The organism is Nocardia brasiliensis, from assembly GCF_011801125.1.
In the GTDB taxonomy this organism is placed as follows: Bacteria; Actinomycetota; Actinomycetes; order Mycobacteriales; family Mycobacteriaceae; genus Nocardia; species Nocardia brasiliensis_C.
On record NZ_CP046171.1, the window covers coordinates 2745731 to 2760616 of the forward strand.

Annotated in this window: 10 protein-coding genes; 9 read left to right on the top strand and 1 reads right to left on the bottom strand. The window is 67.6% G+C overall.

Annotation, left to right across the window (positions count from 1 at the left end):
- Positions 1–126: 126 nt before the first annotated feature.
- From F5X71_RS12495 to ppc, 6 genes are all read left to right on the top strand, one after another.
- Positions 127–2811 (top strand): sensor histidine kinase, encoded by a 2685-nt coding sequence (locus F5X71_RS12495; protein ID WP_167462087.1) that lies wholly within the window; start codon positions 127–129, stop codon positions 2809–2811.
- The gene (locus F5X71_RS12500; RefSeq protein WP_014983446.1) at positions 2808–3236 is read left to right on the top strand and encodes a roadblock/LC7 domain-containing protein; all 429 of its coding nucleotides are present in this window, start codon (positions 2808–2810) and stop codon (positions 3234–3236) included. The genes F5X71_RS12495 and F5X71_RS12500 overlap by 4 nt, the downstream gene beginning before the upstream one ends.
- A gap of 35 nt (positions 3237–3271) precedes the next feature.
- Positions 3272–3676: a DUF742 domain-containing protein gene (locus tag F5X71_RS12505; protein ID WP_014983447.1), complete on the top strand. Its 405-nt coding sequence runs from the start codon at positions 3272–3274 to the stop codon at positions 3674–3676.
- Between the two features lie 96 nt (positions 3677–3772).
- Entirely contained in the window at positions 3773–4336 is a 564-nt protein-coding gene (locus F5X71_RS12510; protein ID WP_203218329.1) for a GTP-binding protein, read from the top strand.
- Positions 4337–4523: 187 nt separating this feature from the next.
- Positions 4524–5060: a sugar O-acetyltransferase gene (locus F5X71_RS12515; protein ID WP_203218330.1), complete on the top strand. Its 537-nt coding sequence runs from the start codon at positions 4524–4526 to the stop codon at positions 5058–5060.
- A 531-nt stretch (positions 5061–5591) separates the two neighbouring features.
- Positions 5592–8363: a phosphoenolpyruvate carboxylase gene (ppc, locus tag F5X71_RS12520; protein WP_167462090.1), complete on the top strand. Its 2772-nt coding sequence runs from the start codon at positions 5592–5594 to the stop codon at positions 8361–8363.
- 140 nt (positions 8364–8503) lie between these two features.
- Here ppc and F5X71_RS12525 read toward each other — a convergent pair whose 3' ends face one another.
- Positions 8504–9415: a LysR family transcriptional regulator gene (locus F5X71_RS12525; RefSeq protein ID WP_167462091.1), complete on the bottom strand. Its 912-nt coding sequence runs from the start codon at positions 9413–9415 to the stop codon at positions 8504–8506.
- A 71-nt stretch (positions 9416–9486) separates the two neighbouring features.
- Between F5X71_RS12525 and F5X71_RS12530 the strand changes: the two genes are divergently transcribed.
- The 3 genes from F5X71_RS12530 to F5X71_RS12540 all read left to right on the top strand — a co-directional run bounded on the left by F5X71_RS12530 (position 9487) and on the right by F5X71_RS12540 (position 14885).
- Positions 9487–11268, top strand: coding sequence for a gamma-glutamyltransferase family protein (locus F5X71_RS12530; protein WP_167462092.1), 1782 nt, complete (start codon positions 9487–9489; stop codon positions 11266–11268).
- A gap of 162 nt (positions 11269–11430) precedes the next feature.
- Positions 11431–13065 (top strand): ABC transporter substrate-binding protein, encoded by a 1635-nt coding sequence (locus F5X71_RS12535; protein WP_167462093.1) that lies wholly within the window; start codon positions 11431–11433, stop codon positions 13063–13065.
- A 188-nt stretch (positions 13066–13253) separates the two neighbouring features.
- The gene (locus F5X71_RS12540; protein ID WP_167462094.1) at positions 13254–14885 is read left to right on the top strand and encodes an ABC transporter substrate-binding protein; all 1632 of its coding nucleotides are present in this window, start codon (positions 13254–13256) and stop codon (positions 14883–14885) included.
- Position 14886 lies beyond the last annotated feature (1 nt).

Consider the following 14886-nt stretch of genomic DNA (forward strand, 5'->3'; position numbering starts at 1 on the left):
TCACGGCTGGCTTTTCGGAGGAGTAGCAGGTTGGTGCGTCTACGTCTACGGCAACAAAAGCCCGGGGACACACCGGATTTCCAACCTGCGGTTGCCTCGGGTGTGCAGCCGTCGGCGAACGGCAGAATGTCGGGAATCGTCCGGCCGCGCACGATCGGCGGTCAGCTGTCCCGAATTCTCGCGCTGTCGCTGATATTGGTGCTCGCGTTGCTCGGAGTCACGGTCTACGGCCAGATTTCGGACTATCGCCAAGCCAATGCCACGGTGAAGTCCGTCGAGTTGGCGCTGAGCGTGCAAGACCTGACCAACCAGATCCAGCGCGAGCTCGGCATCACCAACGGCCTGCTCGGCGGTGAGAATCGCCTGCAGCAACCGCTGCTCGATCAGCGCGGCAAGGTCGACGCCACGCTCGCGCAGTTGACCGAGGCCGCCTCGGGTGACACGCCGGGCGCCGATCAGGTGCGCGCCGCGCTCGGCCAGTTGAACCTGCTGGCGAACACCCGCGTGCAGATCGATACGCGCCGGGTCAGCAGGCAGGTGGTCTTCCAGTTCTATACCGACGCCGTCGCCGCGTTCAACCGCCTTGCGCTCGGTCTGGACCAGGCGCGTGACCCGCAGATCCAGCGCGGTCTGCAGGCGCTCTACGCCCTCGGTGAGGCCAAGGCCGAGCTCGACAAGGAGCGCGGCTTCCTCAACGGCGTTTTCGTCGCGGGCCGGTTCAGCGGCGGTGAATACGTGCAGTTCATGGAGATTCGGTCCAGCAAGTTGAACGGCCTGGCCACCTTCTCCCGCTACGCGACCAAGGGGCAGCAGGCCAAGCTCGACGCGGCGCTGCTGAGCGACAACGCCACCAAGGCCGAGCAGGCCGAGAGCGTCGCGATCGCCTCCAGTGACGGACCGCTGGTCCGCGAGGTCGACCCGATGGCCTGGTGGACGCAGATGTCGGGCGCCCTCGAAGATCAGGGCAACGTGCAGCAGGCGGTGGGCGCCGACGTGCGGGCCCGCGCCGACGACCTGCGCAGTGCCGCGCTGCTCAACTTGATCGGCTTCCTCGTCGGCGCGGCCATCGCCATCGTCGCGATGATCCTGCTGGTGATCACCTCGGTGCGCGCCATCGTCCGTCCGCTCGCCGCGCTGGCCGGTGAGGCCGACGACGTGGCATCGCGGCGCCTGCCCCAGGTCATCGACGCGTGGTCGCACACCGAGGAGGGCCGCCCGGAAGCGCCTGCGGCCGTGCAGGTTCCGGCCGGTTCGAGTATCGAGATCGCGGCCGTGGCCGGCGCGCTGGACCGCGTGCAGACCACCGCTTTCGAGCTCGCCTCGCAGCAGGCGCTGGTGCGTCGCAACACCACCGAGTCGATGGCCAACCTGGCCAGGCGCAACCAGAACCTGGTGCGTCGCCAGCTCGCCCTGATCAGCGAGTTCGAGCGCGAGGAACTCGACCCGAAGGGTCTGTCCAACCTGTTCGAGCTCGACCACCTGGCCACCCGCATGCGCCGCAACGCCGAAAGCCTGCTCGTGCTCGTCGGCGAGGCCAGCCCGCGTCGCTGGGCGCAGCCGATCGCGCTGAGCGATGTCATCCGCGCCGGTCTGTCCGAGGTCGACGACTACCGCCGGGTGGTGCTGCGCCGGGTCGACGACGTGCTCATCGCCGGATCGGTGGTGAGCGAACTCGCGCACATGCTCGCCGAGCTCATCGAGAACGGACTCGCCTTCTCCCCACCGGATCTCGAGGTCGAGATCTACGGCCGCCGGGTGCCGCAGGGCTACCTGCTCGCGGTGGTCGACCACGGCATCGGCATGCCCGCCGACCAGCTCGCCCAGTCGAACGCGAGGCTGCGCGGTGAACAGGACTTCATCGTCGCGCCGACCAGATACCTCGGCCACTACGTGGTCGGCCGGCTGGCCGAACGGCTCGGCATCGCCGTCGAACTCAACGTCTCGCCGGTCAGCGGTATCGTCGCGCGGCTCGCGCTGCCCCTGGAAATCCTTGCGCAGGAACAGGATCAGCGCGGGGGAGTGCGCGGCAAGATCTCCGGCACCGGTGTCGAGCCGTCCTGGGGCTCCGACGCCGAGCTGCCCGCCGCGGACCGGGCCGAGCTCGATCCGATGCACAATGGCCCTGCGCTGCAAGGCAATTCGGTGCCAGAGCCGCGTACACCCGGCCTGCCCGGACCGGCGCACGCTCTGCCGACGGTCTCGGCGCAGCACAACGGCACCGCGCGCCCCGCAGGCGAGAACCGGCATCAGTCCGACGCCTCGCACTACGGCGACGAACTGCCCACCGAGCGGACCGGGCGGCACGAGGCGGTGCGGTATGACACGAGCACCGGTATGCCCGCCGCGGCGTCCGGCCCGACCTCGGCGTACTCCCATTTCGTCTCTCCGCAACCGGAATTCGCGCCGGAGACGGCCACCGACACCGGAACCATGTGGCGGATCTTCGAATCCGGTGACGCGCCGGTGGAGGCACCGGTAACATCTGTTGCGCCACCGACCGGCCCGGGCCCGCGCACCACGCGCAACGGACTTGTCAAGCGCAACAAGAAGTCTCGCTCCGCAGGCACGGCACCGGGAACCGAGCCGCGGCGGGACGCGGGCGGAACGCCGCCGCGCCAGGATCATGCGCCGATCACGGAGCGCTCGCCCGAGGAGACCCGAAACATGTTGTCGTCGTTCCGTGCCGGTCATGAGCGTGGCGCCCCGCCCGCGCCGTCGACGACGCGGCCGTATGTCGGTGCGCGCGACCATGAAACCCGCGCCGACGATCCGGCGCCGACCGCCCCGTCCATCGCAGAGGAGAACCGGTGACCACCCATTTACCGAGCGCAGATCCGCACACATTCAACTGGATGCTCGCCAACTTCGTTCGGGAGACCGATGGAGTGCGCGACACCGTGGCGGTTTCCTCGGATGGCCTGCTCATCGCGATGTCCGACGGTCTCGACCGCACCTCGGCGGACCGGCTCGCCGCAATGGTGTCCGGCCTGGCCAGCCTCGCCAAAAGCGCCTCGCGCAGTTACTCGTTCGACGGGCTCAAACTGATCATGATCGAGATGAAGCGCGGGTTCCTGCTCGTCTCGGCCATGGGGGACGGCAGCTGCCTCGGCGTGATCGCCGACGGCAACTGCGATATCGGTCTGGTCGGCTACGAAATGGCTGTGCTTGCCGAACGCGCCGGGTCGCTCCTTGACCCGGCGTTGATTTCCGAGTTGCGAGAGACATTACGAAGATGAGAGATCCTGACCGGCCGCGGTTGCCGGACCCGCGGATGATCCCGATGAACCGAATGTTCGGATGGTTCGATCCGGATCGACCCGGCCAGCCTGCTCCGGCTGAAGAAGTTGTCGACAGTGATGAACAGTTCGTGCGTCCCTTTGTCGTCACGGCGGGGCGCACGACGCCGTTGGTAGACGGTCTGCGGATCGAAACTCTGGTGCAGGCACCGCCTTCGGCGTTGTCGGCCCCGCTGCAGTTCGAACAGCGCACCGTGGTGCAGCTGTGCCAGCAGCCGCACTCCATCGCCGAGATCGGTACGGCCCTGCGGGTTCCGGTCGGTGTCGCGAAGGTCGTCGTGAGCGACCTCGCCGCCGCGGGCTACGTAACCGTCCGTGAATCCGATCAACTGTCCACCGCTGCCATCGAGAGGATTAGAGATCTTGTACGGGCACTCTGACATGAGCGAACGTAGTGAGCGAATTCGGTGCCGGCGCTCGGCCGCGCTTGTCGGGAGTGAGGTGACATCATGAGCCCGCCCGCACAGGGACCGACCATGCCGTCGTCGGTGAAGATCGTGATCAGCGGTGGATTCGGTGTCGGTAAAACCACGTTCATCGGGGCGATCTCCGAGATCGAGCCCTTGGTCACCGAGGCCGCGATGACCGAGGTGTCGGTCGGCGTCGACGATCCGGGCCGGCGGGCGGACAAGACGCAGACCACCGTCGCGCTCGACTTCGGCCGAATCACGTTGGACCGCTCCCTGATTCTCTACCTGTTCGGTACCCCGGGGCAGGATCGTTTCGTCTTCCTGTGGGACGACCTGGTCGACGGCGCGCTCGGCGCGGTCATCGTGGTCGACACCGGCCGGGTCGACGACTGCTACCCGGTGCTGGACTACTTCGAGGAGAAGCAGACCCCCTTCGTGGTGGTGGTCAACCGTTTCGACAACGGCACCCATTTCGACCTCGCCGAGGTGCGCGAGGCATTGGAGCTCGAGGACTGGATTCCGGTCCTGGAATGCGATGCGCGCGACCGCGAGTCGGTCAAAGAGGTGCTCGTTGCCCTGCTGGAGCAGGTGCTGTTCCATCGGTTGTCCGTCCAGGGGCTGCCCGCCTGATTTTCCACCGAGAGCGGGCCCGACCGGTAGCCACGGTCGGGCTCGTTCGCTGTCCGGGCCCAGTTTCCTTCGCTCAGCGGGTTTTCCCAGAACTCCGGGTCGGCGGAACCGGGTGTCCGCACTGTGCGGACGGCACGGTGGCGGTCAGCTCGGTTACGGTGGGCACGTGGGTGTGGAGAAGGGGCGGATGCTCCGCGGGGAGTTGTACCGGGACAGCGATCCCGAGCTGGTCGCCGAGCGGCGGCGCGCGCAGACGTTGTGCGACGAGTTCAATCGCACGGGCGCAGAGGAGACCGACCGGCGCGACGCACTCTTGCGTGAGCTCCTCGGCAAACTGGGCGAAGGCTCGTGGATCATGCCCCGATTCCAGTGCGACTACGGGTATCTCATCGAGATCGGGACGAACAGCTTCCTGAATTACGACGCGATCCTGCTGGATTGCGCGCCGATCCGCATCGGTGACGACGTGTCGATCGGCCCGCGCTGCCAACTCCTGACCGCCCTGCATCCCATGGCCGAGCACGAGTTACGCAGGCAGCGCTGGGAAACCGCGGCACCGATCCACATCGGCGACAACGTCTGGCTCGGCGGCGGCGTCATCGTGTGCCCCGGCGTCACCATCGGCGAGAACACCGTGGTCGGTGCGGGCAGCGTAGTAACCAAAGACCTGCCCGCCCAAGTCTTCGCCGCGGGCAACCCCGCCCGAGTAGTCCGCGACCTGTAACCACCCCGGCCACCGCTGCGGCCCCACCTCCGAGCCTGATCGGCCACCGATCCCAGCCTGCTAGGTCGTCGCCGGGCCTGACCGGCCACCACGGATATGCCGCGGGTACCGCTTGTCGCGGCGCTACCGGCAGCCGCAGCGGCTGCTGAACGCGGCGCAGCGCTCAACGCAATGTGGCAGGGAAGGCGGCGAGGACCGTGCTTTGCCTGGTACGTCGTCGACGTGGCCGAGGCATCGCACGAGTCCACTGGATCATCCGCTCTGTTCGACCGAGCGGTACCGGCCCGCTGTGCTCCGGTCTATTCGACGCCCGACAGGGTGGGGCCGCCGCTGACGAACAGTCCGATGGCGATGACGACCACACCGATGACGACGGCGACGGCGAACTTACGCATCAAGGGCCTCCTGAGCAGAACCGGTCATTACAGGTGCTATTCGGATCTGCGGGGCGTTCGGATCGGTGTGATCGGGCGGCCTAGGTGTGGGATCCGTCGCATACCGCACGCGCGCCTGCGGCAATACTGTTCGATCATGGGCGAATCGACGAGCGAGGCGCAGCAGGACGCGATCCGGCCGCTGCGCGACGACATCCGTTTTCTCGGCGGCGTCCTCGGTGACACCATCCGTGATCACGAGGGCCCCGAGGTGTTCGAGCTGATCGAGCGGGTGCGGATCGAGGCGTTCCGGGTGCGGCGCGCCGAGGTCGACCGCAGCGCGGTCGCGGAGATGCTCGACGGTGTCGACATCACGGTCGCGCTGCCGCTGATCCGCGCGTTCAGCTACTTCGTGCTGCTGGCCAATCTGGCCGAGGATATCCAGCGTGACCGCAGGCGCACCGCGCACGAGGCGGCGGGGGAGCCGCCGCAGGATTCCTCGCTGGCCGCCACCTACCGCAAGCTCGACGCGGCCGCGCTGGACGGCGCCGAGGTGGCCGATCTGCTGGCCGACGCGCTGGTGTCACCGGTGATCACCGCACACCCCACCGAGACCCGCCGCCGCACCGTGTTCGACGCGCAGACCAGGATCACCGAGCTGATGCGGTTGCGCCAGCGCTACACCGAAACCGAGCGCAGGCGCGCCGATTTCGAGCGGCAGATCCGCCGTCAGGTGCTCAGCCTGTGGCGCACGGCACTGATCCGGTTGGCGCGCTTGCGGATTCAGGACGAGATCTCGGTCGGCCTGCGCTACTACGACATCACCCTGTTCGACGTGATCCCCGCGATCAACGCCGAGGTGCGCGCGGCGCTGCGCTCGCGCTGGCCGGGCGTGGAACTGCTGCCGCGCCCGATCCTGCGGCCGGGATCATGGATCGGCGGCGACCGGGACGGCAATCCGTACGTCACCGCGGATGTGGTGCGTCAGGCCGGGCATCAGGCGGCCGCGGTGGCGTTCACCCGCTACCTGCGTGACCTGGTCGAACTGGAGAAGGTGCTGGCACTGTCGGCGCGGCTGGTGCCGGTCACCCCTGCGGTCGCCGCGCTGGCCGAGGCGGGCTACCCGGAGCCTGCCACCCATGCCGATGAACCGTATCGCCGTGCGCTGCACCGCATCCGGGGCCGCTTGACCGCCACGGCGGTGCGCGCGCTCGGCGAGGTACCGCCCGACGGGCTCGACGTCGGCGCCGAGCCGTATCAGATCCCGCAGGACGTGCTGGACGATCTCGATGCCATCGACGTCTCGCTGCGGGCCTCCGGTGACGACCTGCTCGCCGATGATCGGCTGGCCGCGCTGCGGTACGCGATCGAGACCTTCGGCTTCCACCTGCAAAGCCTCGACATGCGGCAGAACTCGGAGATCCACGAGCAGGTGGTCGCCGAACTGCTGGCCTGGGCCGGTGTGCACGCCGACTACGCGAGCCTGTCCGAAGCCGACCGGGTGGAGCTGCTCGCCGCGGAGCTGCGCACCAGGCGCCCGCTGCTCGGCCCGCACGCCAGGCTCAGCGAGCTGGCCCGCAAGGAGATCGACATCGTCTGTGCCGCGCGGGATGTGGTGCGCACCTTCGGTGCGGAGGCGGTGCCCAACTACATCATCAGCATGTGCACCTCGGTCTCGGACATGCTGGAGGCGGCGTTGCTGCTGAAGGAGGGCGGCCTGCTCGATCCCGGCGAGCCGGACGGGCCGCCGAGCTGCTCGGTGGGCATCGTCCCGCTGTTCGAGACGATCGAGGACCTCGGCGCCGGTGCCGCGACTCTGGCGGCGGCACTGGATGTTCCGGTGTATCGCGACCTGGTCGCCGCGCACGGCATGCGCCAGGAGGTGATGCTCGGGTACTCCGATTCCAACAAGGACGGCGGCTACCTGGCGGCCAACTGGGCGCTGTACCGGGCCGAGCTCGATCTGGTCGAGGTGGCGCGCAAGTTCGGTATCCGGTTGCGGCTGTTCCACGGTCGCGGCGGCACCGTGGGTCGCGGTGGCGGCCGCAGCTACGACGCCATCCTCGCCCAGCCCGCCGGCGCGGTGCGCGGCGCGCTGCGGCTCACCGAACAGGGCGAGGTGATCGCGGCCAAGTATGCCGAACGCGGTGCGGCACACCGCAATCTGGAGTCGCTGATCGCGGGCACGCTGGAATCGACGCTGCTCGACGTGGAAGGTCTCGGGCCCGACGCCGAGCCCTCCTACGAACTGATGGACGAACTCGCCGAGCGCGCCCGCGCCGCCTACGCCCGGCTGGTGCACGACACACCGGGATTCGTCGAGTATTTCCGGCAGTCCACGCCGGTCGCCGAGGTCGGCGATCTCAACATCGGCAGCAGGCCCGCCTCGCGCAAGCCGACGAATACGGTCGGGGACCTGCGCGCCATCCCGTGGGTGATGGCCTGGAGCCAGGCCAGGGTGATGCTGCCCGGCTGGTACGGCACCGGCACGGCGCTCGAGGAGTGGGTCGGCGACGATCCGCGACGCCTCGCCACGCTCACCGATCTCTACGAGCGCTGGCCGTTCTTCCGCACGGTGCTGTCGAACCTGGCGCAGGTGCTGGCCAAGAGCGACCTCGACATCGCGGCCCGCTACGCCGAACTGGTGGAGGACGCCGCGTTGCGCGAACAGATCTTCACGATGATCAAGGACGAGCATGCCCGCACCATCCGCATGCACGCCGCGGTCACCGGCAACGATCACCTGCTCGCGGACAACCCGTCGCTGGCCGAGTCGATCCACAACCGGTTCCCGTATCTGGAGCCGCTGAACCAGATGCAGGTCGAGTTGCTGCGCAGGTTGCGCGCGGGCGACGACTCCGAGCTGGTGAAGCGCGGCATCCTGCTCACCATGAACGGCCTGGCCACCGCCCTGCGCAACTCCGGCTAGGCACCTATCGCGCGGCGTTCGTCGTCCCGCGCGCAGGTCCGCCCGAAGACACGCGCGCGGGACGCCGACGCATACGGGTCGCTGAGCTACCTGGTCCGCGTCCAGGGGCTCCGCGATGGTCGGCCCCCGATGGGGTGGGCTCAGGAGGGCCCTTCGGTGGGGGTCCGCGCCGCCGCGGCTTGGGTGAGGGTGGTTTCGACGAAGGCTTGGGCCGCCGCGGTCAGCGGGCCGCTGCGGTATACGAGCCACTGCGGTAGCTGTTCGGGTGGGGAGAAGCGATAGACCGCGGCACCGGCGCGGCAGGCGAGTTCGTGCCAGCCGTCCGGCATGAGGCCGGCGCCGATGCCGCGCAGCACCATGGGAAGTACGACGCTGCGGTCGCTGACCTCCGCGGCGATGCGCAGATCGCCGACGGTCGCGGCGAGCCGGTCGAACCGGGCGCGCACCGCGGTGGCCGGCGGCGGCAGCACGAAACTCATGCCGCGTAGATCTTTTGGCGCCACGGTGCCGTTCTCGCCGATCTCGGTGCCCGGCGGGGCGACGAGAAGGAACTGTTCGTCGCGCAGGTGATGGGCCACCAATCCCGGCCCGGCGGGCCGTTCCGCACTGCCGCACACACCTGCCTCGCAGCGCCCGCGCAACACCATGGCGACCACTTCGGCGGCCGACAGTGCCGACCAGGTACCGACTGTCACGCCGGGGTGATGCTCGCGCAGCGCGGCTATGGTGCCGATCACCGGCTCCAGGGTCGACGATGAGGTGGCCGCCACATCGACGCGTCCGACGACACCAGCGCCGACGGCCTGGGCGGCGGCGCGCAGCGCGTCCAGATCGCGCAGCACCTGCCGCGCGCGGTCGACCATCAGCTGGCCCGCGTTGCTCAGCACCGCGTTGCGGCCGACCCGGTGAAACAGCGGCACTTCCAGCTCGCGCTCGAGCTTGCCGATGGCCCGCGACAGCGACGGCTGGGCTACCCGCAGCGCCCGCGCGGCATGGGTGAATCCACCGTGCTCGACGATCGCGACGAAGTACTCGAGCTGCTGGCGTTCCATAACCGTAGGCTATCGGTTTGGTGCAATAGATGTCTTGGACGTAACCAAGATCGTCGGGTGATACTCATCTGGTGTTCACCACGCGACCGACCCTGCAGGGCACCTTCGGGATGGTGTCGTCCACCCACTGGCTCGCCTCCGCCGCCGCGATGGCGGTGCTGGAGGACGACGGCAACGCGTTCGACGCGGCGGTCGCCGCGGGCTTCGTGCTGCATGTGGTCGAGCCGCACCTGAACGGCCCGGCCGGTGAGGTGCCGATCATCCTCGCGCCCGCCGGTCTCCCGCCGCGGGTGCTGTGCGGTCAGGGGCCTGCGCCCGCCGCCGCCACGATCGCGCGCTACAACGCGCTCGGCCTCGATCTGGTCCCCGGCACCGGCCCGCTGGCCGCCGCTGTGCCCGGCGCGTTCGACGCTTGGATGCTGCTGCTGCGCGACCACGGCACCAAGCGCCTGTCCGAGGTGCTGTCGTTCGCGATCTGGAACGCCGAGCGCGGTCATCCCGCGGTCGAGCGGGTCGGCGAGACCGTCTCGACGGTCGCCGAGCTGTTCCAGAACGAATGGACCACCTCGGCCGAGCTCTACCTGCGCGACGGAAAGCCGCCTGCCGCGGGCGCGCTGCTGCGCAACCCGGTGCTCGCCGCCACCTGGCGCCGCCTGATCGCCGAGGCCGAGGCGGCGAGCAGCGATCGCGACGGCCAGATCGAGGCCGCGCGCAAGATCTGGCGCGCGGGCTTCATCGCCGAGGCGCTGGTCGCGGCCAGCGACCGCCCGACCATGGACACCTCGGGCGAACGGCACGTCGGCACCATGACCGGCGACGATCTCGCGAACTTCACTGCGTCGTACGAGAATCCGGTGACCTACACCTGGAATGGCTGGACCGTGGCCAAGCCGGGACTGTGGAGTCAGGGCCCGGTGTTCTTGCAGCAGTTGGCATTGCTGCCGAACCGGCTCGAGTACGGCACGCCGGAGTACTACCACACTCTCATCGAAGGCTCGAAACTGGCGATGGCCGATCGAGAGGCGTGGTACGGGGACAGCGCACAGGTGTCGATGTCGACACTGCTTTCTCCTTGGTATAACGCACAACGCAGTGCGCTGATCGGGCCGCAGGCCTCCTTCGAGCTGCGTCCGGGCAGCCCGGACGGCCTGCGGCCCCGACTCAGTGGCTATGCTCAGACGAATTCCGTTGGCGCGACCGAGGTTCCGCTCGGTGCGGGCGAGCCGACGGTCGCCACCACCGGCGCCACCAAGGGTGACACCTGTCAGGTCGACATCGTGGACCGCTGGGGCAATATGGTCGCGGCGACCCCGAGCGGCGGCTGGCTGCAGTCCAATCCCGTTGTGCCCGAACTGGGTTTCCCGCTCGGTACCCGACTACAGATGTCCTGGCTGGAGCCGGGACTACCGAATTCGCTGCAACCGGGCCGCCGTCCGCGCACCACGCTCAGCCCGTCGATGGCGCTGCGCGACGGGGAGGCCGTGCTGGCCTTCGGCACGCCGGGCGGCGATCAGCAGGATCAGTGGAGTGTGCATTTCTTCCTGTCCGTGGTGCTGCGCGAGCGCGTGCGCGGCGGCTTGGACCTGCAGGGTGCGATCGACGCGCCGAACTGGCATCAGGAAAGCTTCCCCGGTTCGTTCTATCCGCGCGCGATGAGTCCGGGCGCGGTGTTCGTCGAATCGCGGATGGATCCGGAGGTCATCGCCGACCTGGAACGGCGCGGCCACCAGGTCAATGTGGGACCGCCGTGGTCGGAGGGCCGGTTGTGCGCGGTGGCCCGTGATCCCGAGGCCGGGGTCCTTTCCGCGGGCGCCAATCCGCGCGGCATGCAGGGCTACGCCGCGGGGCGATAACTCAACGCGTCATGAAAATAGCGGTCCGGCGGTGCTGGACCGCTATTTTTCGTGCCATTCTTTCGCTCCCGTGGTTTCCGGTCGCCACCGCCGGGAGAACAATGTGCGAAAAATAGAATGGTGGGTGCGAAAAATTCGGCGTATTGAAGTATCTTGTAGCGCATGCTCGCTCGCTTCACACGGATGATCGTGCTCGGCGTCACCGCCGCCGCGCTCGCTTCCTGCGCACCGGTCCAGCATCCCGCTGGAACCGCAACGCATACAGACGATTTCGGCACGCCCGTGGGTACGCAGCAGGTCCGCGAGGGCGGCACCCTGGTGATGGGCCTGTCGAACGAACCCGACAAGCTCGACCCGACCACCTCCAGTTCGCTCTACACCCGCTACGTCATGAGCTCGATCTGCGAAAAGCTCTACGACAACGACTCTTCCGGCAAGCTGGTGCCGCAGCTGGCGACCGCGCTGCCCACCATCTCCGAGGACGGCCTGACCGTCACCATCCCGGTCCGCACCGGCATCCAATTCGCCGACGGCACACCGTTCGACGCGGCCGCCGTGCAGACCAGCCTGCAGCGGCACCAGACGATGAAAACCTCGCAGCGGGCCAGCGAAATGGGGCCGATCGCCGGGATCGAGGTGGCCGATCCGGCGCACGTGGTGGTCAAGTTCAAGAAGCCGTTCGCGCCCTTCACCGCGGCGCTGGCCGACCGCGCGGGCATGATCATGTCGCCCGCCGCGCTCGCGCAGAACGAGGGCAAGAACTTCGCCGATCACCCGGTCTGCGTCGGGCCGTTCAAGTTCGTGAAGCGGGTGCCGCAGACCTCCATCGAGGTGGTCCGCGACCCGCTGTACTACGACGCGAAGAAGGTGCACCTGGACGGGGTCACCTACCGGATCATCACCGACGCCAATATCCGTGCGGCGAACCTGCGTTCGGGTGACGTCCAGGTCGCCGACACGATCTCGCCGCAGGACGTGGACGCGCTGGCCAAGGACCCGGATCTGCGGCTGCTGCAATCCGGTTCGCTCGGTTTCTACGGCGCCTACATCAACATCGGCAATGTCGACGGCGTCGGCAAGCCGACCAAGCAGATCGATACCCCGATCGCGAAGGATCCGCGCATCCGGCAGGCGTTCTCGCTGGCCACCGACCGAAAGACACTGGTCGACACCGTCTTCAACAACTGGTTCGAGCCGGCCTGCTCGGGCATCGTGCCGGGCAGCACGTACGCGACCGAGGCCGGAACCGCCTGCCCCGCCTACGATCCCGAGCGGGCCAAGCAACTGCTCATCGAGGCGGGCGTACAGCTGCCCTACACGGTGACCATGCAGGTCACGAACACGCCGGACCAGCTGCGCTACGCGCAGGCCTGGCAGGCGAGCCTGGCCGAGGGCGGGTTCGATCTGAAGGTCGTGCCCACCGAATACGCGACCCTGCTCGACGTGCAGAAGCGCGGCACCTACGAGATTCTCTACCTCGGCTGGTCGGGGCGGCTCGATCCGGACGCGAACATCACGAAATTCCTCACCACCGGGTCGAACGGCAATTACGCCGGATACAGCAACCCGGAGCTGGACGAGTTGTTCGGAAAGGCTGCGCGCAGCACCGATCCCGCGCAGCGCGCCGAGTTGTACGGCAAGACGACCGCGCTGATCCAGCAGGACAACCCGTACGTCTACACCTACCGCATCCGGGTGCTGACCGTGCATTCGAAGCAGGTGACCGGCGTCGAGGCATACCAGGACGGCGTGGTGCGGCTCGGCAAGGCCGCCTTCGTCGGGGGCGGGAAAAGCTGAACAGTCGAATCGGGGGGAAGCCAGCTTAACCTGTTTCAGGAAATAGCGGTCCGGCACACGCCGGATCGCCATTTTCCGTACCATTCTTTTCGGCTCGGCCGATTTCATCCGATGACCACAATGAGAACAATGTACAAAAAGGAATAGAGGGTGAGAAAAGTGCAACAAGGTGAAGTATCTTGTAGCGCATGCTCGCTCGCTTCACACGGATGGCGATCCTCGGCGTGGTAGCAGTCGCGCTCGCGTCCTGCGCATCGCCGCAACCCGTCACCCCGATCGTCACGCACGTCGACGACTACGGCACGCCGGTCGGCTCGCAGCCGGTCCGTGAGGGTGGCGACCTCATCATGGGCCTGTCGAACGATCCGGACAAGCTGGATCCGACGACGTCCAGCTCGCTCTATATGCGCTACGTGATGAGCACGATCTGCGAGAAGCTCTACGACAACGATTCGTCCGGAAACCTGGTGCCGCAGTTGGCGACCGCGCTGCCGACGATCTCGCAGGACGGTTTGACGGTGACCATCCCGGTGCGCACCGGCATCGAATTCGCCGACGGCACCGCGTTCAACGCCGCCGCGGTGAAGACCAGCCTGGAACGGCATCTGACGATGCCGGGTTCGCAGCGCACCGGCGAGATGGGCCCGATCAGCGCGATCGACACCGAAGACGCCTCGCACGTGGTGATCCGGTATCGCGAGCCGTTCGCGCCGATCACCGCGGCGTTGGCCGACCGGGCGGGCATGATCATGTCACCGGCGGCATTGAAGGAGTCGGGCAACAACTTCGGTGAGAATCCGGTCTGCGTCGGGCCGTTCAAATTCGTGAAGCGGGTGCCGCAGACCTCGATCTCGGTCGCCCGCGACCCGCTGTACTACGACGCGCAGAACGTGCACTTCGACAGCATCACCTACCGGATCATGCCGGACGCCAAGATGCGGGCACAGAGCTTGCGCGCCGGTGATATCCAGGTCGCCGACACCATGTCACCGGACGATATCGACGCACTGTCCAAGCTGCCCCAGCTCCGGGTATTGCAATCGGGATCGTTCGGATTCCAAGGGGTGTATGTCAATATCGGCAACGTCGACGGCGCAGGCAAGCCGATCAAACAGATCAACACCCCGATCGCCCGCGATGCCAAGGTGCGACAGGCGCTTTCGCTGAGCATCGACCGGGAAGCCTTGGTCGAGAAGGCGTTCCACAACTGGTATGAGCCCGCGTGCACGCCGATCGCGCCCCGCACCTCCTATGCGACCAAGGCCAGCACCGTCTGCCCCACCTTCGATCCGAAACGGTCCAGGGAGCTGCTCGCCGAAGCGGGCGTGCAGATTCCGTACCCGGTGACGATGCAGGTGATGAACGTCGAAGATCAGCTGGAGTACGCCAAGGAATTGCGCGCGTCGGTCGCCGAGGGCGGATTCGACCTCGAGCTGGTGCCCGCCGAGTACTCCAGCATGCTCGACGCGCAGAAGAAGGGCACCTATGAGCTGCTCTACCTCGGCTGGTCGGGCCGACTCGACCCGGACGGCAACACCTCTCGCTTCCTGACTTCCGGCTCGACCGGTAACTACAGCGGATTCAACTCCTCGACCCTGGACGATCTGCTCGGCTGGGCCGCGCACAGCAACAGCACCGCGCAACGCGGTGCGCTGTACGAGCAGGCGGTACGACTCATCCAGCGGGAGAACCCCTACATCTACACCTACCGTCTGCGTAACCTCACCGTGCACTCGACCTGGGTGACCGGCGTCGAAGTATACGCCGACGGCACGGTGCGGCTTGGCAAGGCCGCATACGTCGCTGATCGGAAGGGCTGAA